The organism is Streptosporangium roseum DSM 43021 (assembly GCF_000024865.1).
Classification (GTDB): Bacteria; Actinomycetota; Actinomycetes; order Streptosporangiales; family Streptosporangiaceae; genus Streptosporangium; species Streptosporangium roseum.
The window spans coordinates 566,793-590,781 of the sequence record NC_013595.1; the positions used below are offsets into that span (position 1 = coordinate 566,793).

The 23,989-nt window shown below is 69.9% G+C and carries 24 protein-coding genes; 14 read left to right on the forward strand and 10 right to left on the reverse strand.

Annotated elements, in window-relative coordinates:
* Positions 1 to 158: 158 nt before the first annotated feature.
* From SROS_RS02640 to SROS_RS02665, 6 genes are all read right to left on the reverse strand, one after another.
* Positions 159 to 1,544: an amidase gene (locus SROS_RS02640; RefSeq protein WP_012887329.1), complete on the reverse strand. Its 1,386-nt coding sequence runs from the start codon at positions 1,542 to 1,544 to the stop codon at positions 159 to 161.
* Positions 1,545 to 1,652: 108 nt separating this feature from the next.
* A complete protein-coding gene (locus tag SROS_RS02645; RefSeq protein WP_012887330.1) occupies positions 1,653 to 2,498 on the reverse strand; it encodes a fumarylacetoacetate hydrolase family protein in 846 nt (281 codons plus the stop codon).
* 4 nt (positions 2,499 to 2,502) lie between these two features.
* Positions 2,503 to 2,904: a RidA family protein gene (locus tag SROS_RS02650; protein WP_012887331.1), complete on the reverse strand. Its 402-nt coding sequence runs from the start codon at positions 2,902 to 2,904 to the stop codon at positions 2,503 to 2,505.
* A 115-nt stretch (positions 2,905 to 3,019) separates the two neighbouring features.
* Positions 3,020 to 3,772, reverse strand: a complete 753-nt coding sequence (cnbZ, locus tag SROS_RS02655) for a 2-amino-5-chloromuconate deaminase CnbZ (protein WP_012887332.1) — start codon at positions 3,770 to 3,772, stop codon at positions 3,020 to 3,022.
* Between the two features lie 235 nt (positions 3,773 to 4,007).
* A complete protein-coding gene (locus SROS_RS45620; protein ID WP_012887333.1) occupies positions 4,008 to 4,739 on the reverse strand; it encodes a GntR family transcriptional regulator in 732 nt (243 codons plus the stop codon).
* A 67-nt stretch (positions 4,740 to 4,806) separates the two neighbouring features.
* Positions 4,807 to 6,270 carry a purine-cytosine permease family protein gene (locus tag SROS_RS02665; protein ID WP_012887334.1) on the reverse strand — a complete coding sequence of 488 codons (1,464 nt, stop codon included), beginning with the start codon at positions 6,268 to 6,270 and terminating at the stop codon, positions 4,807 to 4,809.
* Between the two features lie 284 nt (positions 6,271 to 6,554).
* Between SROS_RS02665 and SROS_RS02670 the strand changes: the two genes are divergently transcribed.
* The 3 genes from SROS_RS02670 to SROS_RS02680 are packed head-to-tail and all read left to right on the forward strand — an operon-like array spanning position 6,555 to position 9,777.
* Positions 6,555 to 7,022, forward strand: a complete 468-nt coding sequence (locus SROS_RS02670; RefSeq protein ID WP_012887335.1) for a cupin domain-containing protein — start codon at positions 6,555 to 6,557, stop codon at positions 7,020 to 7,022.
* Positions 7,023 to 7,046: 24 nt separating this feature from the next.
* Positions 7,047 to 8,210 (forward strand): CaiB/BaiF CoA transferase family protein, encoded by a 1,164-nt coding sequence (locus SROS_RS02675; protein ID WP_012887336.1) that lies wholly within the window; start codon positions 7,047 to 7,049, stop codon positions 8,208 to 8,210.
* 43 nt (positions 8,211 to 8,253) lie between these two features.
* Positions 8,254 to 9,777: a carboxyl transferase domain-containing protein gene (locus tag SROS_RS02680; RefSeq protein ID WP_012887337.1), complete on the forward strand. Its 1,524-nt coding sequence runs from the start codon at positions 8,254 to 8,256 to the stop codon at positions 9,775 to 9,777.
* Between the two features lie 1,365 nt (positions 9,778 to 11,142).
* Here SROS_RS02680 and SROS_RS02685 read toward each other — a convergent pair.
* A complete protein-coding gene (locus tag SROS_RS02685) occupies positions 11,143 to 12,078 on the reverse strand; it encodes an EamA family transporter (protein ID WP_012887338.1) in 936 nt (311 codons plus the stop codon).
* A 74-nt stretch (positions 12,079 to 12,152) separates the two neighbouring features.
* Here SROS_RS02685 and SROS_RS02690 point away from each other — a divergent pair, with 74 nt between their 5' ends.
* The 7 genes from SROS_RS02690 (at position 12,153) to ccsA (ending at position 19,373) form a co-directional block, all read left to right on the forward strand.
* Positions 12,153 to 13,127 (forward strand): LysR family transcriptional regulator, encoded by a 975-nt coding sequence (locus tag SROS_RS02690; RefSeq protein ID WP_012887339.1) that lies wholly within the window; start codon positions 12,153 to 12,155, stop codon positions 13,125 to 13,127.
* Between the two features lie 215 nt (positions 13,128 to 13,342).
* On the forward strand, positions 13,343 to 14,455 hold the full coding sequence (locus tag SROS_RS02695; protein WP_012887340.1) for a serine hydrolase domain-containing protein: 1,113 nt from the start codon (positions 13,343 to 13,345) through the stop codon (positions 14,453 to 14,455).
* Positions 14,456 to 14,716: 261 nt separating this feature from the next.
* Positions 14,717 to 15,355, forward strand: a complete 639-nt coding sequence (locus tag SROS_RS02700) for a histidine phosphatase family protein (protein ID WP_012887341.1) — start codon at positions 14,717 to 14,719, stop codon at positions 15,353 to 15,355.
* 56 nt (positions 15,356 to 15,411) lie between these two features.
* On the forward strand, positions 15,412 to 15,981 hold the full coding sequence (locus SROS_RS02705; protein WP_012887342.1) for a TlpA family protein disulfide reductase: 570 nt from the start codon (positions 15,412 to 15,414) through the stop codon (positions 15,979 to 15,981).
* A gap of 23 nt (positions 15,982 to 16,004) precedes the next feature.
* Complete coding sequence (locus tag SROS_RS02710) at positions 16,005 to 16,739, forward strand: cytochrome c biogenesis CcdA family protein (RefSeq protein ID WP_012887343.1); 735 nt, start codon at positions 16,005 to 16,007, stop codon at positions 16,737 to 16,739.
* Between the two features lie 83 nt (positions 16,740 to 16,822).
* Positions 16,823 to 18,421, forward strand: a complete 1,599-nt coding sequence (gene resB, locus SROS_RS02715; RefSeq protein WP_245564549.1) for a cytochrome c biogenesis protein ResB — start codon at positions 16,823 to 16,825, stop codon at positions 18,419 to 18,421.
* Positions 18,411 to 19,373, forward strand: coding sequence for a cytochrome c biogenesis protein CcsA (gene ccsA / locus SROS_RS02720; RefSeq protein ID WP_012887345.1), 963 nt, complete (start codon positions 18,411 to 18,413; stop codon positions 19,371 to 19,373). Before resB ends, ccsA begins: the two co-directional genes overlap by 11 nt.
* A gap of 91 nt (positions 19,374 to 19,464) precedes the next feature.
* On the opposite strand, the gene SROS_RS02725 is transcribed toward ccsA, so the two are convergent.
* Positions 19,465 to 19,764: a PLD nuclease N-terminal domain-containing protein gene (locus SROS_RS02725; RefSeq protein ID WP_425358627.1), complete on the reverse strand. Its 300-nt coding sequence runs from the start codon at positions 19,762 to 19,764 to the stop codon at positions 19,465 to 19,467.
* A gap of 112 nt (positions 19,765 to 19,876) precedes the next feature.
* Between SROS_RS02725 and SROS_RS02730 the strand changes: the two genes are divergently transcribed.
* Positions 19,877 to 20,713: a hypothetical protein gene (locus SROS_RS02730; protein ID WP_012887347.1), complete on the forward strand. Its 837-nt coding sequence runs from the start codon at positions 19,877 to 19,879 to the stop codon at positions 20,711 to 20,713.
* A 10-nt stretch (positions 20,714 to 20,723) separates the two neighbouring features.
* The gene (locus tag SROS_RS02735; protein WP_012887348.1) at positions 20,724 to 20,963 is read left to right on the forward strand and encodes a hypothetical protein; all 240 of its coding nucleotides are present in this window, start codon (positions 20,724 to 20,726) and stop codon (positions 20,961 to 20,963) included.
* A gap of 139 nt (positions 20,964 to 21,102) precedes the next feature.
* On the opposite strand, the gene SROS_RS47115 is transcribed toward SROS_RS02735, so the two are convergent.
* The gene (locus SROS_RS47115; protein ID WP_012887349.1) at positions 21,103 to 21,342 is read right to left on the reverse strand and encodes a BldC family transcriptional regulator; all 240 of its coding nucleotides are present in this window, start codon (positions 21,340 to 21,342) and stop codon (positions 21,103 to 21,105) included.
* 262 nt (positions 21,343 to 21,604) lie between these two features.
* On the opposite strand from SROS_RS47115, the gene SROS_RS02740 reads away from it, so the two are divergent.
* On the forward strand, positions 21,605 to 21,802 hold the full coding sequence (locus SROS_RS02740; protein WP_012887350.1) for a DUF4229 domain-containing protein: 198 nt from the start codon (positions 21,605 to 21,607) through the stop codon (positions 21,800 to 21,802).
* On the opposite strand, the gene SROS_RS02745 is transcribed toward SROS_RS02740, so the two are convergent.
* The gene (locus SROS_RS02745) at positions 21,803 to 23,053 is read right to left on the reverse strand and encodes a hypothetical protein (protein WP_043651204.1); all 1,251 of its coding nucleotides are present in this window, start codon (positions 23,051 to 23,053) and stop codon (positions 21,803 to 21,805) included.
* 78 nt (positions 23,054 to 23,131) lie between these two features.
* Here SROS_RS02745 and SROS_RS02750 point away from each other — a divergent pair, with 78 nt between their 5' ends.
* Positions 23,132 to 23,857, forward strand: a complete 726-nt coding sequence (locus SROS_RS02750) for a demethylmenaquinone methyltransferase (protein ID WP_012887352.1) — start codon at positions 23,132 to 23,134, stop codon at positions 23,855 to 23,857.
* Positions 23,858 to 23,989 lie beyond the last annotated feature (132 nt).

A 23,989-nucleotide genomic window follows, 5' to 3' on the forward strand; every position in this document is an offset into this window, starting at 1 on the left:
GTCCCCACCCTGATCCGCGTACGGCGGCCCGCCGTCGCCCTTACCGGCGGGAGCGGAAGGCCGTCGGGCTCGCCGCCCAGGATCGCGCCCCGGGCGGCCGCGCCGGGCGTGTGACCGCCGTGATCGTGGCGCGCCGTACGCCCGCGGCGTCCGGCCCCCTACGGCCGCGGCCGCCGCGCGTGCCAGTCGGTGACCTTCTGGTACGCGTGGGCGAGCGCCAGCAGCGTGGCCTCACCCCACGCGGGCCCGGCCAGCTGAACGCCGATCGGCAGGCCGTCCGAGCCGAAGCCGCAGGGGATCGAGACCGCCGGTAGGCCGGTCCCGTTCAGAGGCACGGCGTACAGAGGTCCGCCGATCGGCTCGGTCAGCCTCCCGGTGGCCTCCATCCTGGGAGCCGTGCGTTCACGGCTCGGCAGGACGAGGACGTCGACACGCGTGAACAGTTCGTCCAGCTCCGCGCGCAGTCGCTGGGTGGCGCGCAGGGCGTCGACGTAGTCGGGCGCGGGTACGGCCAGCCCGCCCTCCAGCCGCTCACGGATCTGGGGGATCAGGTCCCCGGGACGCTCCCGCAGGAACCGGCGGTACTCCGCCGAGGCCTCGCAGGCCAGGATGGTGGAACCGGCCTCCACGGCCGCCTTCCACGCCGGGACCTCGACGTCGACGACCTCCAGCCCCATGTCCTGCAGGGCGACGAGTGCCACGGTCAGGGCGGCGGCCGTATCGGCGCTGAGCGGCTCCCACAGGAAGCCGCGTAGCACCCCGGCCCTGAGGCCGCGCACGGAGCGGCGGAGCGGCGTCGCCCGGCCGGCCCCCTTCCGGTGCGACGCCCCGGCCCGGCCCGGGTCACGGTCCGCGACGGCGTCGAACAGCACGGCGCAGTCTTCCGCCGAGCGTGCCATGGGCCCGGCATGGTCCAGCGTCCGGGCCAGCGGCACGACCCCGGTCGTCGGAACACGGCCGAACGTCGGCTTGAGGCCCACGACGCCGCACCAGGCCGCCGGGTTACGGATCGAACCGGTCGTGTCGGTACCTATGGCACCCGGCACCAGGCCCGCCGCCACGGCCGAGCCGGACCCCATGCTGGAGCCGCCGGCGTACCGATGCAGGTCCCACGGGTTACGGGTCGGCCCGTAGTGGTAGGTGTCAAGCGGCCCATAGGCGAATTCGGGCAGATTGGTCTTCCCGAAGACGATGGCGCCCGCCGCCCGCAGCCGGGCCACGATCACGGCGTCGCCGGTGGCCCTCGCGTCCGCGAGGACCCTGGAGCCCGCGGTGGTCCGCTCTCCTTCGACGTCGATGTTGTCCTTGACGGCGATCGGCACGCCGTGCAGCGGTCCCCGCACGTCCCCGCGACGCAGTTCCTCCTCCGCGACGCGGGCGTCGGCGAGGATGCGCTCCGACGGAAGCGAGACGAAGGCGTTGAGCAGGGGATCCAATGACGCGCAACGGGCCAGTAGCGCCTGGCACAGCTCCACGGGTGAGAGCTCGCGGGCGGCCAGCATCGGGCCGAGTTCGGAGATGCCCAGGAAGTGGAGATCGCTCATGACCGGCTCCGTCTGCCGTCCGTCCCTCCGGTGCCCGGAAGGCCGGCCGCGAGCCGCTGCCCTGTCCGGCGGCTTCCCGCCTTCCGCGAGCGGCCGGTGAGCGGGGTCTCAGTCATCGGAGATCGTGTTGCGCAGCACACCGATCTTGTCGATCTCGACCTCGACGGTGTCGCCCGGCCGCATGAAGACCTGCGGTGACCTGCGCGCTCCGACGCCCCCCGGAGTGCCGGTGGCGATGACGTCTCCCGGCGCGAGCGTGGTGAACGTCGACACGTAGGAGATGATCCGCGGGATCGAGAAGATCATCTCGCTGGTCGTCGCGTGCTGCATGATCTTGCCGTTGAGGCGGCAGGACAGGGTGAGGGCGCTGTCGGCGGGTATCTCGTCCATGGTGACCATCCAGGGCCCGAAGGCGCCGGTCCGTGGGAAGTTCTTACCCGGAGTGTACTGGTGCGTGTGACGCTGGAACTCGCGCACGGAGCCGTCGTTGTAGCAGCTCAGCCCGGCTACGTGGCGCCAGGCCGTATCGGGGGTGATCCGGCGGCCGGAGCGTCCGATGACGACGGCGACCTCGGCCTCGTAGTCGAGCGTGTCGCTCTCGCGCGGGCGCAGCAGCGGGCTGTCGTGGCCGGTCTGCGACTCGGGGACACGCAGGAACACCGCCGGCTGCGCGCTCACCGAGTTTCCCGTCTCGGCTCGGTGATCTTCGTAGTTCAGGCCGACACAGATGATCTTGTTTGGATTGGGGATCACCGGGAGCCAGGTCACGTCGGACGCCGCGTAGTCCACCTTGTCCAGATGCTCGCTCGCGACCACCGTCGCGTCGTCGCCGATGAGTGACTTGAGATCGGGATAGCGGGTGCCGAGACGCGCTCCAAGGTCGACCAGGCCACGGTCGGTGACGGCGCCGTAGGTGGTGGCACCCTGAGGAGTCTGGAAGGTTGTAAGTCTCATATCGTCACATGTCCTGGATGACGGCGATGGCGTTGATCTCGATGAGCATGTCGGGGTGGACCATCTTCGACACCTCGAGGAGGGTCGAAGCCGGCGGTGGCGAGGGGAAGTACTCGCGACGCACCCGGTGGATCGCCGCGAAGTGCTCGATGTTCCTGACGAAGACGTCGACGCGCACGATGTCCTCCATCGCCCCGCCCGCCGCCTCGACCAGGTTCTTCATGTTGTCGCAGACGCGCCGGGTCTGCGCGTCGATGTCGCCCGCCCCGGTGACCGTGCCGTCGGGCAGGCGCGCCGTCATCCCGGACAGGAACAGGAGCCTGCCGCGCGCCTGGGTCGCGATCGCCTGGGAGAAGTGCCCGCTGGGGGAACTGACGGCTTCCGATGTCACTTGCTGCTTCGCCATGACGGCCCTTCACGTGAGGGTTCGTTCCGATGATGTTCTGCCGGGCGCCGGGAACGGAGCCGGTGACGGCCCGCGCCGGCCCGGCGGGAGCCGGACGTGATCGTCCCGCTGTGGATCACAGGAGAATTTCGCGCAGCACGGTACGCGCGTCCATCTCGAACTCGCAGTCGACCACCGGCGGGCTGGCCAGGTGCCAGGTGACCGCCCCGGTGCCGGCGCCGTAGGCGAAGATCTCCTCGCGGAGCAGCGGTCCCACCTCGTGCAGGGTGTAGGCCTGAGTGCTGAGGACATGGCTCCATTGGAGGCCGAGCACACGGAGCCGCTCCTCCTGCTCCGCCCGGACGAAACGCAACTTGTCGCGCATGGCGTCGATGGACGTCTCTCCCCGGCGGACGATGCTGTCGCGATACTCGCCCGGACCTTGGGCGCACTCGGCGTTGCCCGCCAGCACGAAGGTCGGATGAGGACTGTCGGACTCGACCGTGTACGAGAAAGCGTGCAGTGACGGCACTTCCGGCTTGTCGTAGGCGGGGCAGACGTTCGTCCGGGCCACCGGGTTGACGCCGTCGGCGTAGAGACCCCAGCGTTCCAGGGTCTTGACGTACACGCGGTTGAAGTCGACGAACCCCTGCTCGGTGAAGGGGGCCGACGACCTCAGCTCGCAGGCCGCGAACGCGGTGGTCGGCCGTCCGATGGCCGCCAGATATCTCTCGGCGGCGGCGAAGCCCTCGGCGAGCGGAACGGGACGGGCGAAGCGCACCCGCTCCAACGCGAACCCCGGGGCCGCGGCCACTCCGCTGGAGAACTGGAACACGCCTTCGACCTTGATGAAGCGGTATCCGCCCGGGTGGAAATCCAGGAGTTCCATGACACCTCCCTCTCTCTTTGTCTATCGTACTACAAATGACTTTAGCGGCAAGATGTCTGGTCTGAGAAGTGGAACAGGGGTGCGAGGTGCCCGACGAGGCCGCTCTCCTCCGGCCGCCTGGGCGCCGTGGTCCGACGGGAGAGTCAGACGTGCGGCGTGAAAAAAGGAGCGGCCCGCGTCACCGACGCGAACCGCTCCTCACCTGCTGGGTCACATGGTGGGCCGTCGAAACCGCTCACATCCGGCGGACGACCTCGAACACCACGTAACCGTTGTCGACGTCGACGAGCGACACGGCCATCATGCGGCCTTCACGCGTGTAGTGGCGTTCCAGGAGCCGGGTGAACGCCTCGCCCTCGGGCATCTGCAGCCGTGTCTCGCCGCTCCGGCTCACCGTGGCCAGGATCTCGACGACCGCGTGGTCGATGGGCTCGACCAGATAGGCGCGCGCGAAATCGAACTGCGTGGGCGGGCCCTGCTGGGGCAGGCCGGAGGGGTCTTGGAGCAGGGACCACGGAACCGCGTCGCGGATGCAGATCGCCAGGTGCCCGTCGGCGTAGAAGCGGGTGTCGGTGAGGAACGTCTCCCCGTCTGGGAGGCTGTCGCCGAAGGCCGCGACCAGGTCCTTCGGCAGCCGCTCCACCCTGGAGCGATCCGCCTCGACATGGACGTCGTGCCCCTTCTCCCGCAGCAGGTCCGTGAAGCCGACCAGTCGTTGCAGGGCCAGCGCGGAGGGATGAACATGCTGGTTGATCGTCGTGCCCAGCGCGCGGCGCCGGGTGATGATCCCTTCCCGCTCCAGGCTCGCCAGCGCGCCGCGGACCGTCGTGCGGCTCACGTTGAGCATGCCCGCCAGATCGTCTTCGTTGGGCAGTTTGTCCACGAACTGCTTGTCGAGGATGGCCTTGAGGATGGTGCCCCGCACCTGATCCACGAGAGGTGCCTTGTTGAACGGCTGAATGGCCACGCTGCCTTCTCTGAGTTGACGCTCCGTCTTCGTCCTACGATATACGTTACATGTTGGATGGAAGCCCTCACGAAGACACCACGTTTTCGCCCGCCGATCCGACCCGGCGGGCAGGGGGTGCCGCCGCGACGTCCGCCCGCCCCCGTGTCAGCAGGAAGTAGAGGACGGCGCTGACGCCCATGCCGGCCGCCCAGGAGAGATCCACGTTCCCCATCGCGCGGGCGACGGGGCCCTGGAAGGCTTCGATGGCACCGTACTGGAACGCCCAGGCGGAGGCGAGGCCGGCGAGGAACGCCGAGACCGCTCGCATGTTGACGTCGCCGTACCGGGAGGTGCGCGGGTCGGCGTAGAGCGCGTCGCACTCCACCTGCCGCCTGCGTATGACGTACCAGTCGACCAGCGTCACACCGGCCCAGGGGCTGAGCCATATGACCACCGACGACATGAAGTTGGTGAAACCGGCGGCGAAGCTCTCGGACTCGATGAAGACGAACAGGGGCAGGAAACCGACCACGCCGGTGAGCAGGCTGGCGGTGGTGCGCTTGAGCTTCATGTCGAGCGAGAGAAGTCCGAGCGAGGCGGTGTAGATGTTCACGATGTTGGTGCCCACCGGCCCGTGCAGGATCACGAACAGGACGGGAACGGTCATGATGCCGAAGAGGGAGGCGACGATCTCGGCCGGATCGCCCGCCTGCGAGGCCGTACCGGAGAGCGCTCCGAGAATCGACAGCCAGGACAGGGGAGCGAAGATGCCCATCGCCGAGGCGGCGTACAGGCGCCTGGGAGAGACGCCGGGCCGGGTGAACCTGCTGTAGTCCGAGGCCCACGTGATCCACCCCATCCCCCATCCGACGCCGACCGCGGTCAGCAGCTGGGTGGCGGCGGTGAACCGCTCGCCGCCGGCCAGCGACGATTCGGTCCAGCTGATGTCCTCGAGCCTGGTCAGCACCACCACGGTCATGATCACCATGACCACGGTCACGACCGGGACGGTGTACTTCTCGAACGTGCGGATCGCGTAGAAGCCCAGGACGCCGATGACGACCTGGACGATCATGATCGCGACCGCCAGCCCGTACTTGACGGTGTCACCGGGCTGCAGGCCCATCTGGTGGGCGATGCCGAGACAGAGGTCCAGCACGACGTAGGTGTTGATGCCGATCCATCCCGTGGCCATGAGCGTCTGCAGCAGCGCGGGCAGATAGGCGCCGCGGCGGCCGAACGTCGCCCGCGCGAGGACCATCTGGTTGACGCCGGTGCGGTGCCCCATCAGCGCGAACAGGCCGAAGATGAGGGCTCCGACGGCCTGTCCGATGACGGCGATGAGGATGGTCTCGAGCAGGCTCAGCCCCAGAGCTATGCCCACGGTCCCGACGATCCAGCTGATCGGTGCGAGGTTCGCGCCCGCCCATATCCAGAACTGCTGCAGCGCCGTGGCGTCCCGTCCTTCGGGCGGTACGGGTCTGATGCCGATCTCGTCGACGTGCAGGGCTTCCTCGAGTTCTCGCCGTTCGTTGTCTCCGGCACTCATTACGCCACCTCTCTACCCCTCGATCTTGAAATCGGGGTGAGCTTTGTCATACGTATGCCATTGTGTAGGCGAGGGGAACCCGTGCGTCAAGAGTCGTTCACTCATCGTTTCCTGGAGAACGTCCCGCTCAGCGGCGTGATCAAGCGTCACATCGGCCCTTTTCGGCCTTGACAGGAATCCGGGGTGGGGAGAATAGTGGTTCAAGGTAATACGAAGGACCAAGCCGTTCGATGCGTGGCGTCACGACGCCACACGGGACGGCCGGCAAGGCGCAGGAGGATGCGATGCTGCGAGGGATAGTCGTCAGGGGATCCGAAGGCAAGGCCTACGAGACCGGCCCGGCGCTCTTCAAGGTCGGCGGCCGTGACACGGAAGGCCGGATCGACTTCATGATCATGGATCTCGAGTTCCACACCGGCCCGAAGCTCCACGTCCACGAGCGGCAGGAGGACACCTTCTACATCCTCAGCGGCGTGCTCACCATCCAGATGGGCGAGGAGGTGTACGACCTGGAGCCGGGGGACTTCGCGACCGTACCGCCCGGCCTTCCCCACACGTTCGACAACCTGCGCGAGGACCAGGGGCCGGTGCGGGTCATCAACATCATGACCCCCGGTGGGTACGAGGAGCTCTTCGGCGAGTTCGACGAGCTGCCCGAAGGCGCCGGCCAGGAGGAGATCGAGGCCATCTACGCCAAGTACGAGGCCAAGCTCGTCGGCCCGGCGCTGCACGAGAGACTCAGGCGCGCCTGATCGGCGGATCCCAAGGTGACACACATGACCGGACCGCTGTCCGACGTGGTCGTCCTCGACCTGTCCAGAGCACTCGCGGGCCCGCACGCGGCCATGATGCTCGGAGACATGGGGGCGCGGGTCATCAAGGTGGAGCAGCCCGGCTCCGGCGATGACACCCGAAGCTGGGGCCCTCCTTTCGTGGGGCCTGAGGACCGGCGCGAATCGACCTACTTCCTGTCCTGCAACCGCAACAAGGAATCAATCGCGCTGGACCTCAAGTCCGAGACGGGGCGTGACGTGCTCGGCCGGCTCGTCGGCCGGGCCGACGTGCTGGTGGAGAACTTCCGTCCCGGCGTGCTGGCCCGCCTGGGCTTCTCCACCGAGCGCCTGCACGAGCTCAATCCCGCACTCGTGATCCTGTCGATCAGCGGCTTCGGGCACGACGGGCCCGAAGGCGGCCGGGCGGGCTACGACCAGATCGCCCAGGGCGAGGCCGGGCTCATGATGCTGACCGGCCCGTCGGCCGGGGAACCGACGAGGGTGGGCGTCCCGATCGGCGACCTGCTGGCAGGCATGTACGGCGCGTACGGCGTGGTCTCGGCGCTGCACGAACGCGCGCGCACGGGCAGGGGCCGAGTGGTGCGCACCAGCCTGCTCGCGGCGATCGTGGGGGTCCACGCCTTCCAGGGCACCCGGTGGACGGTGGCCGGTGAGGTGCCGCGGCCGACCGGCAACCACCATCCGTCCATCTGCCCGTACGGCCTGTTCCACACCGCGGACGCGCCCATCCAGGTGGCGGTCGGCAGCGACGGCCTGTGGCGGGCGTTCGCGCCGCTCGTCGGGCTGGATCCGGCCGACCCGCGGTTCGCGGTCAACGGCGACCGCGTCGCCCACCGGCGGCAGCTGATCGACACGATCGAGGCCGCCTTCGCCGCCGAACCCGCCGAGGTGTGGCTGGCGCGGCTCGACCGGGCGGGGATCCCCGCGGGCAGGGTCCGCACCCTCGACGAGGTGTACGAGTGGCCGCAAACCCGGTCGCAGGGGCTGCTCATCGACGTCGAGCATCCCACGCTCGGCGTGGTGACCCTGCCGGGGCCGCCGCTGCGACTTGACGACGCCCCGTACGCCGGGGGGCGGGACGGGCACCTGCCGCCACCGACCCTGGGCGAGCACACCGACACGATCCTGGCTTGGTTGGAGACATGACATCAGCGCTGGTACACACGCCCGCGGCCACGGATCGGCGCCCATGACCGTCCAGGCGGGACTCGGCTCCGTCTCCCTCATCGAGGCCGTCGTGGATCCCGGATCCTGGCGGAGCTGGGACGAACCCGTCTCCTCCGTACCCGCCGACCCCGCCTACCGCGCCGATCTGGCCCGCGCCCGGGAACGCACCAACCTGGACGAGGCCGTCGTCACGGGAGAGGGCACGATCGGCGGACACCGGGTCGCGGTCATGACATGCGAGTTCGCCTTCCTCGGCGGATCCATCGGGATCGAGGCCGGCGAGCGGCTCGTGCGAGCGGTCGAGCGCGCCACCCGGGAAGGGCTCGCCCTCCTCGCGTCGCCTTCGTCGGGCGGCACACGGATGCAGGAGGGCACCCTGGCCTTCGTCCAGATGGTGAAGGTGACGGCGGCGATCGCCGACCACCGGAAGGCGGGACTGCCCTACCTCGTCTACCTCCGGCACCCCACCACCGGCGGCGTACTGGCCTCCTGGGGATCGCTCGGCCACGTGTCGGCCGCCGAGCCCGGCGCGCTCGTCGGCTTCCTGGGACCCCGCGTCTACGAGGCCATACACGGCGCGCCGTTTCCCGACGGCGTGCAAACCGCGGAGAACCTCTTCGCGCACGGCCTGCTGGACGCGGTGTTCCCGCCGTCCCGGCTCGCCGAGACGGTGGCACGCGTCCTGAACGTCCTGCACGCGCCGCGGGAGCTTCCGGCGGCCGGCCTTCCCGTGCACGACGCCTCCAGCGGATCGGTCACCGCATCGGTCGGCAGTCTCCCCGCCCTCCCCGCCGCCGAGTCGATCGGCAGGTCCCGGCGCGCCGACCGCCCGGGGGTGCGAGCCCTGCTCGCCCGGGCGGCCAGTGACGTCACCCCGCTGAGCGGGACCGCCTCGGGCGAACGAGACCCGGCCCTGCTGCTCGCCCTCGCCCGCTTCGGGACCGCCCCCTGCGTGGTCCTCGGTCATGACCGGGACCTGCCGGACGGTCATCCCGCTCTCGGCCCGGCGGGGCTCCGAGCGGCTCGCCGCGGCATGCACCTGGCAGCCGAGCTGGGGTTGCCCCTGGTGTCCATCATCGACACGGGCGGTGCCGCACTGTCCCGGGAGGCCGAGGAGGGCGGGCTGGCCGGCGAGATCGCACGCTGCCTGGCGGACCTCGTGGTCCTTCCCTCGCCGACCGTGTGCCTCCTGATGGGGGAAGGAGTCGGCGGCGGAGCGCTCGCCCTGCTGCCTGCCGATCGCGTCATCGCGGCACGGCACGCCTGGCTCTCCCCGCTTCCCCCCGAAGGGGCCTCCGCGATCCTGTACCGGACGACCGACCGGGCGGCGGAGATCGCCCAGCGGCAGGGGGTGCGCTCCACCGATCTGCTGAGAAACGGTGTCGTCGACCGGATCGTCGCGGAACTCCCGGACGCCGCCGACGAACCGGAGATGTTCCTCGCGCGCATGGGCGTGGTCCTCGAAGAGGAGCTCGCCGCGCTTGCCCGGCGCGACCCCGCGGAACGAATCGCCGCGCGCCGCGAACGGTACCGCCGGATCGGGTGATCGGCCGGGCGACCTTGGGGGGCCGTGAGAGCGGCTGGGGGAAGTTCGAGGGCCGGGGTTCGCTGCGGGGGGTGGCGCGTGATGTTGTGCGCGTCCGTTCGAAGGCTGGGGTGGGGTTCGCGGTGCGGGGTTTTGCGGGGGTTCGCGCTGCGGGTTTTTCGGGGGTTCGCGCTGTGGGGTTTGGGGGGGTTCGTGCTGTGAGGGTTTTGCGGGGTTCGCGCTGCGGGGGGCGGGTGGTCCGGCCGGCCGTCGTTGGTTTCGGTCTGGGGGGTTCAGGCCTTCGGCCTGGCGGGCGTGGTGGTTTCGGTCCTTTTATACGCCGGCCGGACCACCCACCCCCCTCCGCGCCACTGTGCCGGGCCGTACGGCCCGGCCGCCGCAGTCGCTCCCTTTCCGGCCGCCCAGCCTCTTCTGGGTGGCTGAAGCGATCCACTGAGGTCTGTGCAGAGCAGGTCGCCGTAGCTGAAGCGTCGCTGTCGAAAGGAGCGCAGGGCTGAGGCGGAAGGCTGCGCCCCCTTGAACAGCCGCACCCACCCGTGGGGCACCAGCTTCGGTGAGGCGACCGATGCCCACCCCTGATCCTGGTGCTCGTTCCTCGCCGGTTGGACCCGGTTCTGTTGAGGGACCACATCCTCTGAGGCGGCGCCGGGTCGGAGGGGAGTGGTGGGCCTGACCATCCCGCCGTGGGGCCCGATGACGTGCTCCCATGCCGTCGCCGACGGCCGCTACGGTGTTCGCGTGACCACGGATGACGACCTTGGTTCACTGCCGACCGTGAAGCGAGCGTCGGATACCGGACGGCGCCGAAGCCGCCTTGGTGGTTGAGCCCTGCTCAAGGATGAGGTGGGTGGGCATCGGCCGTCTCACCGAAGCTGGTGCTCCACGGGCGGGAAGGCCCTTCCCCACCGGGCGCAGCCTCTTCCAGCCCAGCCCTGCGCTCCTTTCGACAGCGACGCTTCAGCTACGGCGACCGGCCCGAACGGACCCCGACGGATCGCTTCAGCCTCCCCGTGCACACCGAACAGCGAGAAAGGGAGCGACTGCGGCGGCCGGGCCGTACGGCCCGGCACAGTGGCGCGGAGGGGGGTGGGTGGTCCGGCCGGCGTATAAAAGGACCGAAACCACCACGCCCGCCAGGCCGAAGGCCTGAACCCCCCAGACCGAAACCAACGACGGCCGGCCGGACCACCCACCCTCCGCAGCGCGAACCCCGCAAAACCCTCCGCACCGCGAACCCCGCAAAACCCTCCGCACCGCGAACCCCGCAAAACCCTCCGCACCGCGAACCCCGCAAAACCCCCCGCAGCGCGAACCCCGAAAACCGCCGCACCGTCACCGAAGCAACACGGGTCGTACGCCGCGAAACTAGGCGCGGGTCGAGGCCTCCCGGTGCGAGCCGGAGGGATCAGGCGGTCCGGGCTCCGGGCTCCGCCGGGACGTCTTCCCGGCGGAGGCCGTACGGCTCGCGGGGCGGGTGCCGGCGAACAGGACGCCGGAGATTATGAGGGCGGCGGCGGCGAGTTTGACCGGGGAGACGGGCTCTCCGGTGAACAGGGCGGCGGAGGACATGCCGAAGACGGGGACGAGCAGGCTGTAGGGGGCGACCACCGAGGCGTCGTACCGCTTCAGCAGGAAGCCCCACACGCCGAAGCCGCCCAGGGTGGAGATCAGCGCGACGTAGAGCACCGACAGGGTGCCCTCCGTCGAGAACTCCAGCCGGGGGACCCCCTCCACCAGCAGGGACAGGCCCAGCATGGGAACGGCGGCCACCGCGCTCAGCCACACCATGAAGCGCAGCGAGTCCGGGGGCGCGGCCTTCCTGACGGCGATGTTGCCCGCGCCCCAGCCGAGGGCGGCGCCGACGACCAGGACGAACGCGCCGATCGGGCCGCCGTTGCCCAGGTCCAGCGCGATCAGGGCCAGTCCCGCGAACGCGATGCCCATCCCGGCGACCCGGCGGGTGGTGATCCGCTCCTTGAGCAGTGTCACCGCGAGGATCACGGTGAAGACCGCCTGGACCTGGACGACGAGGGAGGTGAGACCGGCGGGCATGCCGGCCCGCATGCCCAGCAGGAGCAGGCCGTACTGCGTGACGCCGAGCGTGGCCCCGGCGGTGAGGACCCATCGCCAGGGCACCCGGGGACCGCCGATGAACAGCACGGCGGGGAAGGCGGCCAGGGTGAAGCGCAGCGCCACGTAGAGCAGTGGCGGGAAGTGCCTGAGTCCCACTTCCATGACCACGAAGTTGAAGCCCCAGACGGCGGCGAGGCCGATGGCCAGGAAGAGATGCCGGGTTCGCATCTCCTTATCCTTATTTGCAATGATAATTCAGCACAAGCGAGACTTTCTTATCGGCGTCGTTTAGAGTTGCTTACATGTTGGATCTCAACCGTCTCAAGGCCCTGCACGCCGTGTCCGTCTACGGATCGGTCGGCGCGGCGGCCGACGCGCTCATGGTGACCCCGTCCGCGGTGTCGCAGCAGCTCGCCAAGCTGGAGCGGGAGACCGGCGCGACGCTGCTGGAGCGCAACGGGCGCGGGGTGCGGCTGACCGACGCGGCCGGGCTGCTCGCCGACCACGCCGAGCGCATCCTCGCGCTGGTGGAGACCGCCGAGGCCGACTTCGAGGCACTGCGGGGGGAGGTCGTGGGGCGGTTGAGCATCGGGGCCTTCCCCACGGCGGCCCGGGGGCTGCTGCCCGGCGCGCTGGTCCATCTGCGGGAGCGCCACCCCGACCTCCGGCTCCAGCTCATCGAGCGGGAGCCCGAGCGGCAGGTCCGCGAGGTGGCCAGGGGCGAGCTCGACCTCGCGGTGATCCAGGACTGGGTGAACCGGCCGATGGCCATCCCCGACGGGCTGTCGCGCGCGATGCTCTTCGACGACATCGCCGACGTCATCCTGCCCGAGAGCCATCCGCTGGCCGCCCGGTCCGAGATCGAGCTCGCCGAGCTGTCCGAAGATCGATGGATCAGCTCCTCGCCCGGCACGATCTGCCACGACTGGCTGGTCTACACGCTGCGCTCGGCCGGGCTGGAGCCCGACATCGCCTGCATGGCGGATGAGTATCCGACCCAGCTCGCCCTCGTCGCGGCCGGGCAGGGCTGTGCCCTCATCCCCCGCCTCGGCCGTGACCGCGTCCCCTCCGGGGTACGGGCCATCCCGATCCTGCCGCGCCCGATCCGCAAGATCTACGCGCTCTGGCGGAGCGACGCGGCCCGGCGTCCGGCGATCAGGGCCGCGGTCGAGGCGCTCAGGACCGTCTCGGTCGCCCACCGGCCGGTCGAGCCGTTCGAGGAGCAGGCCGCTGGTGCCGCGCCGGGCGACGTCCGCCCTGGTGAGCACCTGTCGTAGGCGTGTCCGCGGGGACGCCCTCGAAGGCTTCGCGCTCGCCGCCGTACCGGCCTGCCTGACCGGCCATCCCGGCGGGGCGGATGTCGTCTGGCGGGGCACCCGTCCCCCTTGTGGAGGACCTGAGGTTTTCCGTAGGTTCGCGGTGCGGCATCCGCCCGGGAAGCGGGTGGCGCACCCCATGGGATGGAAACCGCTCTCTCCGTAGCGTTCTCCGCATGATGATTCTTCGCAAGGCGGCATGGAACAAGTTGGCGTGGACGACCGCTCTGGTGACCACTGTGCTGTCCGCGGGCCCGGCCATGGCCGACAGCGGGGACACGCTGCGCCGGATGGTGGCGGACAAGGCGGCAACGGCCGCGCTGCTGCAGGCGGACGAGGGTGGGCGGGCGAAGGCGAGCGTCGCCGGGGTCCGCGACCTGCGAACGGGGCGGCCCGCCGTCGCGGATGGATACTTCCGGATCGGCAGTGTCACCAAGACCTTCGTCGCGACCGTGGTCCTGCAACTGGCCGACGAGGGCAGGCTGAAGCTCGACGACCCGATCCAGCGCCACCTCCCCGGCCTCGTGCCCAACGGCGCGGCCATCACGGTCCGGCACCTGCTCAACCACACCAGCGGCCTGCACGACTACATGAGCGAGGAGGGCTACTCCACCAACCGCTGGCGGGGCGAGGACCGTTTCCGGTCCTACACCCCGCAGCAGCTGCTCAAGGTCGCCTTCGCCAAGCCGCCCTACTTCAAGGACCCCGGCAGCTCATGGCGCTACTCCAACACCAACTACATCGTCGCCGGGATGCTGATCGAAAAGCTGACCGGCAGGCCGTACGGGAAGGAGGTGGAGCGGCGCATCCTGCGCCCCCTCAAGCTGATCCGGACCTCCGTCCCCGGCAACGCGTACGGCCTGCGGGAACCGCACGCCCACGGCTACGAGGCGCTGCCCACCGGCAGGATCGTGGACGCCACCCGGATGAATCCGTCCCTGGACTGGGCGGCGGGCGAGATGATCTCGACGACGGGTGACCTCAACGCGTTCTTCGACGGGCTGCTCGGCGGGAAGCTGACCAGTAAGGCGGCGCTGCGCGAGATGCGCACCACGGTCGACACCGGTGCGGGGTTCGCGTACGGCCTGGGCCTGCAGAAGTACGCGGTGCCGTGCGGCGAGACCGTCTGGGGTCACAGCGGCGAGCTGATCGGCTACATGACCTTCGCCTTCCGCGCTGACGACGGGCGAAGCATGACGCTCTCCATCAACCCGCACACCCGGCAGCCCTCGACGGCCGAGATCTTCGCCATCGCCTCCGACGTCTACTGCACCGGCAAGAAGGGCTGAGACGTCGGCGGCCGGCGGCCACCGGCCGGGTGAGGACGATCCCGTCGGCCCTGGCCGCATCCTCGCCCGGCGGGTTCCGGCTCGCGTGCGCCAGGGCCGATGACAGGGCGAGGACCGGCACGAACAGGATCGATAAGCGCCCTTTCGAACGCGGACCCCGGATGTGACCGTCTACGACCCTGATCGCGCCCCTCTGGCACGGCCAGAACCGTCCGTCTATACGCGCTATTCACCCGTACTAGTCGGTAGGCTTGCGACACCATGGCTGAGACCACCGTCGTTCACCTCCTGCGCCACGGTGAGGTGCACAACCCCGCTAACGTCCTTTACGGCAGGCTGCCCGGATACCACCTGTCGGAGACCGGCAGGCAGATGGCCGAGACGGTCGCCAAGTCGGTCGCCGGACGTGACGTCGTCGCCCTGTTCTCCTCCCCGCTGGAGCGGGCGCGGGAGACCGCGGCCCCGCTCGCCGCGGCCTTCGGCCTGGAGGTCACGGTCGACGACCGGCTCATCGAGGCGGAGAACATCTTCGAGGGCGTCCCGGTCGGCAACGGCGACGGGGTCTTCCGCAGCCCGCGCCACTACCGCCACCTGTGGAACCCGCTCCGCCCCTCCTGGGGCGAGCGCTACACCGACGTGGTCCAGCGGATGAAGGGCGCGATCGACACCGCCCGCGAGGCGGCGCGCGGCCACGAGGCGATCATGGTCAGCCATCAGCTCCCGATCTGGATCATCCGGCTCGCGGCCGAGCGCAGGCGGCTGCCGCACGACCCCCGCCGCAGGCAGTGCGGCCTGGCCAGCCTCACCAGTTTCTCCTTCGAGGGAGACCGGCTGATCAGCGTGGGTTACAGCGAGCCCGCGGGTGCGCTCGTCAAGCGCCCCACTGTGCCGGGCGCGTGACCCCGCCGGTAGAGTGACTGCTCTACCGGTTGTAGTACAGGGAGACCCTGCCTCTGATGCGCGCACAATCCTTCGCCGCTGCCGTGCTGCTCCTGACCGTGGCCGGATGCGCCGGTAACCAGGGGAACCAGCCGCAGAGCGGGGACACCCGCTTCGTGGCCGGCGATGGCAAGATCACTGTGTTCGAGGCCGCCGACCGCAAGCCCGCCCCCGCGGTCGAGGGGGAGACCCTGGACGGCGGCTCCGTGACGCTCGCCACGCACAAGGGCAAGGTCGTGGTGCTGAACTTCTGGGCCTCCTGGTGCGCGCCCTGCCGGGCCGAGGCCCCGGTGCTCAAGGACATCGCGGCCAAGACCAAGGCCGGCGGCGTGGAGTTCATCGGCATCGACTTCAAGGACCGCAAGGCCGACGCGATCGCCTTCGAACGCACCCAGCAGTCCGGCTACCCGAGCATCTTCGACCAGCCGGGCAAGGTCGCGCTCTCCTTCCAGGGCACGGTCCCCCCGGCGGCCATCCCCTCGACGCTGATCATCGACCGGCAGGGCCGGATCGCCGCCCGGGCGCTCGGCGCGGTCAAATACAACGATCTCCTCAGCGCGGTCAACAAGGTCGGCGATGAGAAGTAACCCGGAGCGGCGGTGGAGGCGCGATGAGCGCTGATCTGGCGAGCACGGTGGCGGGCGGGTCGCTCGCCCTGGCGCTGCCGATCGCGTTGGCGGCCGGTCTGGTGTCCTTCCTGTCGCCGTGCGTGCTGCCGCTGGTCCCCGGTTACCTGTCGTACGTGACCGGGATGAGCGCCGACCCCAAACGGGGACGCATGGTCGCGGGCATCGCGCTGTTCGTCCTCGGCTTCGCCGCGGTGTTCGTGGCGGGCGGGGCGCTGTTCGGCGGGCTCGGCGCGGCGCTGCTCGGCAACGCCGACGTCATCACGCGGGTGCTGGGCGCGCTCACCGTCGTCCTGGGCCTGGCCTTCATGGGGGTTATCCCGGGCCTCCAGCGCGACTTCCGCATCCACCGCCTCCCGGCCGCCGGTCTCGCCGGGGCGCCGCTGCTCGGCGTGGTGTTCGGCCTCGGCTGGACCCCCTGCATCGGCCCCACCCTCGGGGTCGTCCTCACCCTCGGCCTCACCGAGGGCAGCGCCGGGCGCGGCGCGCTGCTCGCCTTCGCCTACGCCCTCGGTCTCGGCCTGCCGTTCCTGGCGGCCGGTCTGGCCTACCGCAAGGCGCTGCACACCTTCAAGGCGCTCCGCCGCCACTCGCAGCTGATCACCAGGGTGGGCGGGGTCATGCTGGTCGCGGTCGGCCTGCTGCTCGTCACCGGGCTCTGGGGGGAGCTCATCATGACGATGCAGGGATGGATCGGCGGATTCGAGCCGGTGATCTGATGGAGGAAGTCGAGCAGGCCGCCGGGGAACGGACGGCGAGCGGAACCAGTCCCGACTCAACGAGCAGCCGAGTGAGCGCGAGCGTGAACACGACTCTGACCGAGAAGAAGCCCGAGGCACGGCCCGCGGAGCTCGGCCTCGTGGGGTGGGCGCGCTGGTTCTGGCGCACGCTCACCTCGATGAAGACCGCGCTGATCCTGCTGTTCCTGTTCGCGCTGGCCTCGATCCCGGGATCGATCTGGCCGCAGCGCGGCGTCTCCGACGCCATGGTCGTCAAATACTTCGACGACAGCCCGCAGCTCGCCGAGTGGCTGGACCGGTTCTGGCTGTTCGACGTGTTCAAGGCGCCGTGGTTCGCGGCCATCTACCTGCTGCTGTTCCTGTCGCTGATCGGCTGCGTGCTCCCGCGCACCAAGGCCCACCTGCGCGAGCTGCGCCGGAAGCCGCCCGCGCCGCCGCGCAACCTGGCCCGGCTGCCCCAGCACGCCTCGTTCGACGGCGACCTGACCGTCGAGACGGCGGCCGCGCGGCTGCGGGCCAGGCGGTTCCGGGTGACCACCGGCCCGGACTGGGTGGCCGGGGAGAAGGGCTACCTGCGCGAGACCGGCAACCTGGTCTTCCACGTCGCGCTGCTGGGACTGCTGGTGGCGGTCGGGATGGGCGCGCTGTACGGCTACCGCGGCAACGTGCTGGTCGTGGAGGGCGAGGGCTTCGCCAACACGGTCGCGGCCTATGACCGCTACATGCCCGGCCAGCAGGTGAGCGCCGAGTCGCTGGAGCCGTTCTCCTTCGCTCTCGACGACTTCCAGGCCACCTACATCGCCCAGGGCGAGCGGCGGGGGCAGCCTCTGGACTACGAGGCGAAGCTCAAGGTCACCGACGCCCCCGGGGCGCCCGAGCGCGACTACGCCCTCAAGGTCAACGACCCGCTGGAGGTCAACGGCACGCAGACCTACCTGATCGACCACGGGTACGCGCCCACCTTCAAGATCACGGACGGCAAGGGGCAGGTCGCCTTCGACGGTCCGGTGCCGTGCCTGGTCGCCCAGCCGGCGAACTTCACCTCCGAGTGCGTGATCAAGGTGCCGGACGCCCAGCCGGAACAGCTCGGCCTCCTCGTGGCCTTCCGGCCGACCACCGTGCCTGTGAACGATGACTGGGTGTCGGTCTTCCCCGGCGCTGCCAACCCCACGGCCCAGGTCTACGGCGCGTTCGCCGGCGACCTGGGATTGAAGAACGGCCGGCCGCAGTCGGTCTACGAGCTTGACCCGGCCAGCCTGAAGAAGATGAAGCCGCTGGTCATGAAGGCCGACCCGCTGGCCGTGGGCAAGAGGCTCGACCTGCCCAACGGGGCGGGCTCCATCGAGTTCACCGGCGTCAAGGAGTGGATCGCCCTCCAGATCGCCTACGACCCGGGCCGGATGCCCGCGTTCGTCGCCTCCGCGCTGGCCGTCCTCGGCCTGGTGCTCTCCCTGACCGTCCGCCGCCGCAGGGTGTGGGTACGGCTGAAGGACGCGCCGGCGGAGGAGGCCGGCGGGTCCGGCCAGCCGGCGCAAGGTCACGAGCACGACCGTAAACACGTCGAGGTGGGCGGTCTCACGCGCACCGAAGGCAGCGATTTCAGCGAGGAGTTCGCCGAGATCGTCTCTGTTCTGAATCCAGGAGTGAAGGATGCCCGCTGAGGTCGACGCCGGCCTCGCCCTGCTGAGCGACCAGCTCATCTTGGCGACGGTGCTGCTCTACGTCTTCGCAATGATCGGCTACGCCCTCGATCTCGGCTTCGGCCGGTCAAAGGTCAAGGCCAGGGCGGTAGCCGAACCCGCGCTCGTCACGGTCGGCGGTGGTACGGCCGCCGCCCCGCCCGTCTCGGAGGAGAGCCCCGCCCCCGCCGTGAAGGCGCCCCCCGCCTGGGCGACGTGGGCCGGCCCGGTCGCGGTCGGGCTGTCCTGGCTCGGCTGGGCCGCGAACCTCGGGTCCATCCTCACCCGGGGCCTGGCCGTCGGCCGCTGGCCGTGGGGCAACATGTACGAGTTCGTGGTCGCGATGTGCTTCGCGGCGGTGAGCGCGTTCCTGTTCATGAACCTCCGCTACCGGATCCGCTTCCTCGGCGCGTTCGTCACGGTCGCCGCCACCCTCGGGCTGGGCTTCTCCGTCCGATACCTGCAGGTGCAGGCCGGCCCGGTGGTGCCCGCGCTCAACTCCTACTGGGTGGCGATCCACGTCTCGGCGGCGATCATCGCCAGCGGCCTGTTCATCATGGCCGGCGTCTCCGGCATCCTCTACCTGGTCAGGAAGGACACCGCGGTCCGCCTGCCGTCCCTGGCGGACCTGGACCGGGTCGCGCACCGGGCCATCGTGATCGCCTTCCCGATCTGGACCTTCGCCGTCATCGCCGGCGCCCTCTGGGCCGACAAGGCCTGGGGCCGCTACTGGGGCTGGGACCCCAAGGAGATCTGGGCCTTCATCACCTGGATCGCCTACGCCGCCTACCTGCACGCACGGGCCACCGCGGGCTTCAAGGGCAGGGCCGCCATGATCGTGCAGCTCATCGCCTTCGCCTGCCTGCTGTTCAACCTGGTCGGGGTGAACATCTTCCTCGGCGGCCTGCACTCCTACGCGGAGGTTCCGGGCTGACCGCGGCGCCGGAGGCCGCGACCGGGATCCGGTGGCCGGTCCGCTCCGCCGCGGCCGGCCCGCCGTACGCTCCGCCCCGGCGGGGCCGCGCCTAATCCTCGTCGCGCAGCCGCCGGTCGAGGTCCTTGAGGAAGTCGGGGTCGTCGTCGGGGCCCTTCGGGGCCTCGGGCCGCGCCGGCCTGTCCTTGGGCAGGGGCATGCGGGGCGCGCGCGGGCCGATGGGACGGCCGAGCAGCAGCCAGAACAGGCCGCCCACGGGCGGCAGCAGCACGATGACGATCACCCACAGGAGTTTGGGCAGGTTTCGGGCCTCCTCGTCCGGCGTGGTGATGGCGTCGAACAAGCAGTAGAGCCAGAAGGCGAGCAGTGCCAGCGCGACAAGCAGGGGCATGCCCGAACTGTAAGCCATCGGAAGCCAGGGTGCGGCAAGGCCCCTGTTCCGGGTGACGGACGAAGATCCACGTCGTACGGTGGGACCGGTTGCCACTTCCCCTGGGGGCGTGATGGCGAATTCAGCGGACAAGGGCCGTCATCGACGGCGCTGGTGGCAGCGGGGCCCGTCCCAGCGCACGGAGAGTGCCGTCAGGGAAGCGCCGCGTGAGATCCCGCCGAGCCCCGAGCGGCGGGTGGGGGCCGTGACCGCGCCGGTGGTGGACCGCCCGCAGTACACATGGCGCGACTTCGAGCTGGAGGACGAGCGTCCCCGCGCCCAGCCCAATGCTCCGGACGTCCCCGCCATGGGTGACGGCCTGCGGCACTGCGGCCGCCTTGAGCGCATCCTGCACCGCCAATGGGACTCCTGGCAGGGGCCGCCGTCACCCGAGGTCGTGCGGGCGGTGGAGAGCCTCGCCAGGCTGCCGGACGGGCTGAAGGCCAAGCTGGCCGACGGTCTCAAGGGGATCTACGTCGGCGCGGGCGGGGTGCCCGACCTGGACGACATGGGCTACCTGCGCGGCGCGCCGCTGCCCTCCGGCCGGGCCACCTGGGACATCTGCGCCGGAGCGTACGGCGATCGCAAGATCGTGGTGGGCGACCGCCCCTCGCCCACCCCGGACGTGATGATGCACGAGGTCGGGCACGCCCTTGACGACGTGGACGCGCCCCACGGGGACTGGGTCTCGGACTCTCCGGAGTTCGCCGCCCTCTACGCCCAGTGCGTTCCCGTGCTGGCCTCGGGGTTCCACCGGCAGTCGGGGGACCTGGGCCGCAGGGAGTTCTTCGCCGACGCCTTCGCCGCCATCGCCTCCCGGCAGCGCCCCGCCCTGGTGGACATGCTCGGCGGCGACACGCGGATGGCGCTCAATGTCATGTTGTTCTTCAACCGGCGCTACGGAATCTAGGTGATCTGGGATGTACGTCATCCGGCTCGCTGACGGGACTCTGCGGGTGCCGCAGAGCCTGTCCAGCGATGACGGGCGTCTGATCGGCAACGCGTACGTGGAGCTCTCACCGGGGGATCCGGACTACGACCGCTGGCTGCCCGAGGCGCTCACCGAGGAGGAGTCGGCACAGCGGCGGCGGCGCTGGCTTGAGGAGAACGACGAGCTGGAGCGGGAGTTCCTGGCCTTCAAGGCCGAGCAGGACAGCTAGCGCTCGGGGCGGGGCGACTCGGTCACGGGGGAGGTCACCGGTCGCGGCGCGGAGCGCGGCAACCTGTACGACTCCACGGTGACCCTGCGGCTTCCGGGTAAGGCGCGCAGGATCACCGGTGGTGTGACGTCATAAGTCGTCAGACGCGCGGGGACTCGCCTGCCGGCCGTTCGGCCGTCAGTACGTCCTCTCCACGCAGAAGGGCGTGCACTTCCGACTCGCGGAAACGCCGGTGCCCTCCGGGGGTACGGATGCTGCTGATACGGCCTGCCGCGGCCCAGCGTGTAACCGTCTTTGGGTCGACCCGGAAGAGGGCGGCAACCTCTCCGGGCGTCAGCAGACGCTCGCTGCTACTCTCCACAATCTCTCCCCCTCGCATCCCGCTTCCTGCCAGCGGGCGGACAGGTAACCAGTGTGCCGAGCGAAGCCTGATTTATCCGTGCTTTTCATCAAAGATCACGGGTTGTTATCGACTGACTGCCCGATTGTTATATGATAGAGCCTCTTTGGGACTCTCGTGGTTGTTTCTTTACAAAACTGATCTGTTGGGCACACTAGCAGTGCTCGTGCCCGATGCGAAGAGCGTCCGCTACGTCTTCATCTCGTGCTCATGCGGGCATGAGTGACGTAACCTCGACGCTGTGCATCCCGTCTTCGTTTACACCGCGTCCCGACTAGGTCTGCTGATCGTGACCATCGGTGTGCTCTATCTCCTCGGCCTACGTCAGCCATTGATCCTTCTGATCGCCGCATTCCTGGTCAGCGGGGTGGCCAGTTACGTCCTGCTGTCCAAGCAGCGCGACGCGGTGAGTGAGCGAATCACTAAGAATCGGGAGTGATCACGGCAACGGGAACATGCCGACTCGGGCATGGTACTCGTGGCCAAGCCGCGTTGTGTCGCTACCAACCAGTAGCCCACCCCGATGGGCCAGGAATGCCTTGACACCGATTCCGCGATCTCTAGTCGGATTCCACTTCAGGGCCTTCCCGGTCCGCGGATGGATCGCTCCGATGCCCGGCCGTCGCACGGCTCCCGGGCCGGCCGAATCGCGGCCGAGGGGGTTGTCCAGCCAGCGCTGGTGGCCGCCCACGTAGACGGCCGCCCCGGTGACCGCCACCGAGTAGAGCGAGTCGCCGCCGGTGTGGTTGACCCATGTCGCCCGCACCTCGCCCCGGGAGTAGGTCTCGAAGCGCGCGGCGGTGTCGCACATCTTCCCGGTCCCCGCGGGGCCGCCGGTCGTGACGACCGCGAAGTAGCTGCCGTCGGGGGCGAAGTCCAGGCCCCTCACGTAGCTGGGGAAGACGTCCAGGCACCTGCCGGCGTAGGCGTCGGTCCGCCAGTCGGCGACCGTCGCCGGCAGCGTGCCGACGTCGATCAGGCCGAGCTGGGGCCGCGACAGCCCGTCGAGGGTGGTGAAGTTGCCGTCGACGGCCAGCCGGTCCCCGCTGAGGGCGATCGACTGCACCTTGGTCCGGCCGCCGCGGGGCCTGCCCGGCTGTACGGCGAAGTCCGGATCCACGGCGCCGGTGGTGGCGTCGAGGCGGGCGAGGGCCGCGCGGAAGACGTGGCCCACCCCGGTGAAGTCGCCGCCCACGTAGAGACGGGAGCCGCTCCGGGCCAGGCCGGTGACCGTGCCCCCGTAGACCTGGGCGTCGAAGCCGGCCGCCGGCGAGCCGTCGGACAGGCGCAGGAGGGCCAGGCCCCGGGTCCGCGCGTCGCCGGTCATCGCGAACTCGCCGCCCGCGTAGACGGTGCCGCCGACGCCCGCGGCCAGGGCGTGGACCGGACGGTCGAGGTAGGGGGCGAAACCGGGCAGGATCCGCCCGGTGGCCAGGTCGTAGGCGAAGATGTTGTCGCGTTCCAGGATCTCCGCGCTCCCGGCGTCGCGGACCTGGCCGAAGGAGCCGCCGACCACCACCGTGCCGCCCACCAGGGCGATGGCGTTGACGATCCCGTCGAGCACGTGCGGGGTGGTGTTCACCGGGTCGGCCGAGACGACCTTGCCGTGCTTCGTGGTGCCGGCGGCGGCGACCCCGGCGGGGAGCAGCATCAAGGCCGCGACCAGTACGGAAGTGGTTCTGGCAAACATTCGGCAATTTCTAGCAGACTCTCGGTAATTAAGCGGCTACTTTCCGTGGATTGTCCGGGCGGGCCTAGGCTTGTCCTCATGACGCGCGCTTCGCTGGACAAGCAACCGCATGAGGTCGCCGCGATGTTCGATCGCACGGCCCGGCGCTACGACCTGGTCAATGACGTGATCTCCCTCGGCCAGGTCAGGCTGTGGCGCAAGGCGACCGCGGCGGCCGTCGACGCGGGCCCCGGCGAGCTGGTCCTCGACCTGGGCGCGGGCACCGGCACCTCCACCGACACCTTCACCGCGCTGGGAGCCCGTGCGATCGCCTCGGACTTCTCGCTCGGCATGCTCCGCACCGGCGTACGGCGGCGCGGCGGCTCGGGCCTCTCCGGCGGAGGGGTGCGGGGCGTCACCTTCGTCGCCGGCGACGCGCTGCGACTGCCCTTCGCCGACGAGGTCTTCGACGCGGTGACCATCTCCACCGCGCTGCGGAACGTCCAGGACACCGGCCAGGCGCTGCGCGAGATGTTCCGGGTGGCCAAGCCGGGGGCGCGGCTGGTGATCCTCGAGTTCTCCCACCCGACGGTCAAGTCCTTCGACCTCGTCTACACCCAGTACCTCATGAAGCTGATGCCGCAGGCCGCCAAGCTGGTCGGCTCCAACGACGACTCCTACGAGTACCTGGCGGAGTCGATCAGGGCGTGGCCGGACCAGGCGGCGCTGGCGAAGATCATTCAGGGGGCGGGCTGGGAGCGGGTCGCCTGGCGCAACCTCGCGATGGGTATCGTGGCGCTTCACCGTGCATATAAGCCCGCATAGAAGATTCGCAGGCGATAGCCGTACCCGACTGACACTTCGCCTCGCAAAGGGGTTAGACTTCGGGCCGACAAGTTTGTGAAGACCTTCACAAAGGAACGAAGGGCCCCTACCCCGAGGCCGTCAAAGCTTGTA

Excerpts from the sequence above, each read along its gene's own strand:
- SROS_RS02640 (WP_012887329.1), bottom strand. The coding sequence starts at position 1,544 with ATGAGCGATCTCCACTTCCTGGGCATCTCCGAACTCGGCCCGATGCTG.
- SROS_RS02645 (WP_012887330.1), bottom strand. The coding sequence starts at position 2,498 with ATGAGACTTACAACCTTCCAGACTCCTCAGGGTGCCACCACCTACGGC.
- SROS_RS02650 (WP_012887331.1), bottom strand. The coding sequence starts at position 2,904 with ATGGCGAAGCAGCAAGTGACATCGGAAGCCGTCAGTTCCCCCAGCGGG.
- cnbZ (WP_012887332.1), bottom strand. The coding sequence starts at position 3,772 with ATGGAACTCCTGGATTTCCACCCGGGCGGATACCGCTTCATCAAGGTC.
- SROS_RS02665 (WP_012887334.1), bottom strand. The coding sequence starts at position 6,270 with ATGAGTGCCGGAGACAACGAACGGCGAGAACTCGAGGAAGCCCTGCAC.
- SROS_RS02670 (WP_012887335.1), top strand. The coding sequence starts at position 6,555 with ATGCTGCGAGGGATAGTCGTCAGGGGATCCGAAGGCAAGGCCTACGAG.
- SROS_RS02675 (WP_012887336.1), top strand. The coding sequence starts at position 7,047 with ATGACCGGACCGCTGTCCGACGTGGTCGTCCTCGACCTGTCCAGAGCA.
- SROS_RS02680 (WP_012887337.1), top strand. The coding sequence starts at position 8,254 with ATGACCGTCCAGGCGGGACTCGGCTCCGTCTCCCTCATCGAGGCCGTC.
- SROS_RS02685 (WP_012887338.1), bottom strand. The coding sequence starts at position 12,078 with ATGCGAACCCGGCATCTCTTCCTGGCCATCGGCCTCGCCGCCGTCTGG.
- SROS_RS02690 (WP_012887339.1), top strand. The coding sequence starts at position 12,153 with ATGTTGGATCTCAACCGTCTCAAGGCCCTGCACGCCGTGTCCGTCTAC.
- SROS_RS02695 (WP_012887340.1), top strand. The coding sequence starts at position 13,343 with ATGATGATTCTTCGCAAGGCGGCATGGAACAAGTTGGCGTGGACGACC.
- SROS_RS02700 (WP_012887341.1), top strand. The coding sequence starts at position 14,717 with ATGGCTGAGACCACCGTCGTTCACCTCCTGCGCCACGGTGAGGTGCAC.
- SROS_RS02705 (WP_012887342.1), top strand. The coding sequence starts at position 15,412 with ATGCGCGCACAATCCTTCGCCGCTGCCGTGCTGCTCCTGACCGTGGCC.
- SROS_RS02710 (WP_012887343.1), top strand. The coding sequence starts at position 16,005 with ATGAGCGCTGATCTGGCGAGCACGGTGGCGGGCGGGTCGCTCGCCCTG.
- ccsA (WP_012887345.1), top strand. The coding sequence starts at position 18,411 with ATGCCCGCTGAGGTCGACGCCGGCCTCGCCCTGCTGAGCGACCAGCTC.
- SROS_RS02725 (WP_425358627.1), bottom strand. The coding sequence starts at position 19,764 with ATGCCCCTGCTTGTCGCGCTGGCACTGCTCGCCTTCTGGCTCTACTGC.
- SROS_RS02730 (WP_012887347.1), top strand. The coding sequence starts at position 19,877 with ATGGCGAATTCAGCGGACAAGGGCCGTCATCGACGGCGCTGGTGGCAG.
- SROS_RS02735 (WP_012887348.1), top strand. The coding sequence starts at position 20,724 with ATGTACGTCATCCGGCTCGCTGACGGGACTCTGCGGGTGCCGCAGAGC.
- SROS_RS47115 (WP_012887349.1), bottom strand. The coding sequence starts at position 21,342 with ATGCGAGGGGGAGAGATTGTGGAGAGTAGCAGCGAGCGTCTGCTGACG.
- SROS_RS02745 (WP_043651204.1), bottom strand. The coding sequence starts at position 23,053 with ATGTTTGCCAGAACCACTTCCGTACTGGTCGCGGCCTTGATGCTGCTC.
- SROS_RS02750 (WP_012887352.1), top strand. The coding sequence starts at position 23,132 with ATGACGCGCGCTTCGCTGGACAAGCAACCGCATGAGGTCGCCGCGATG.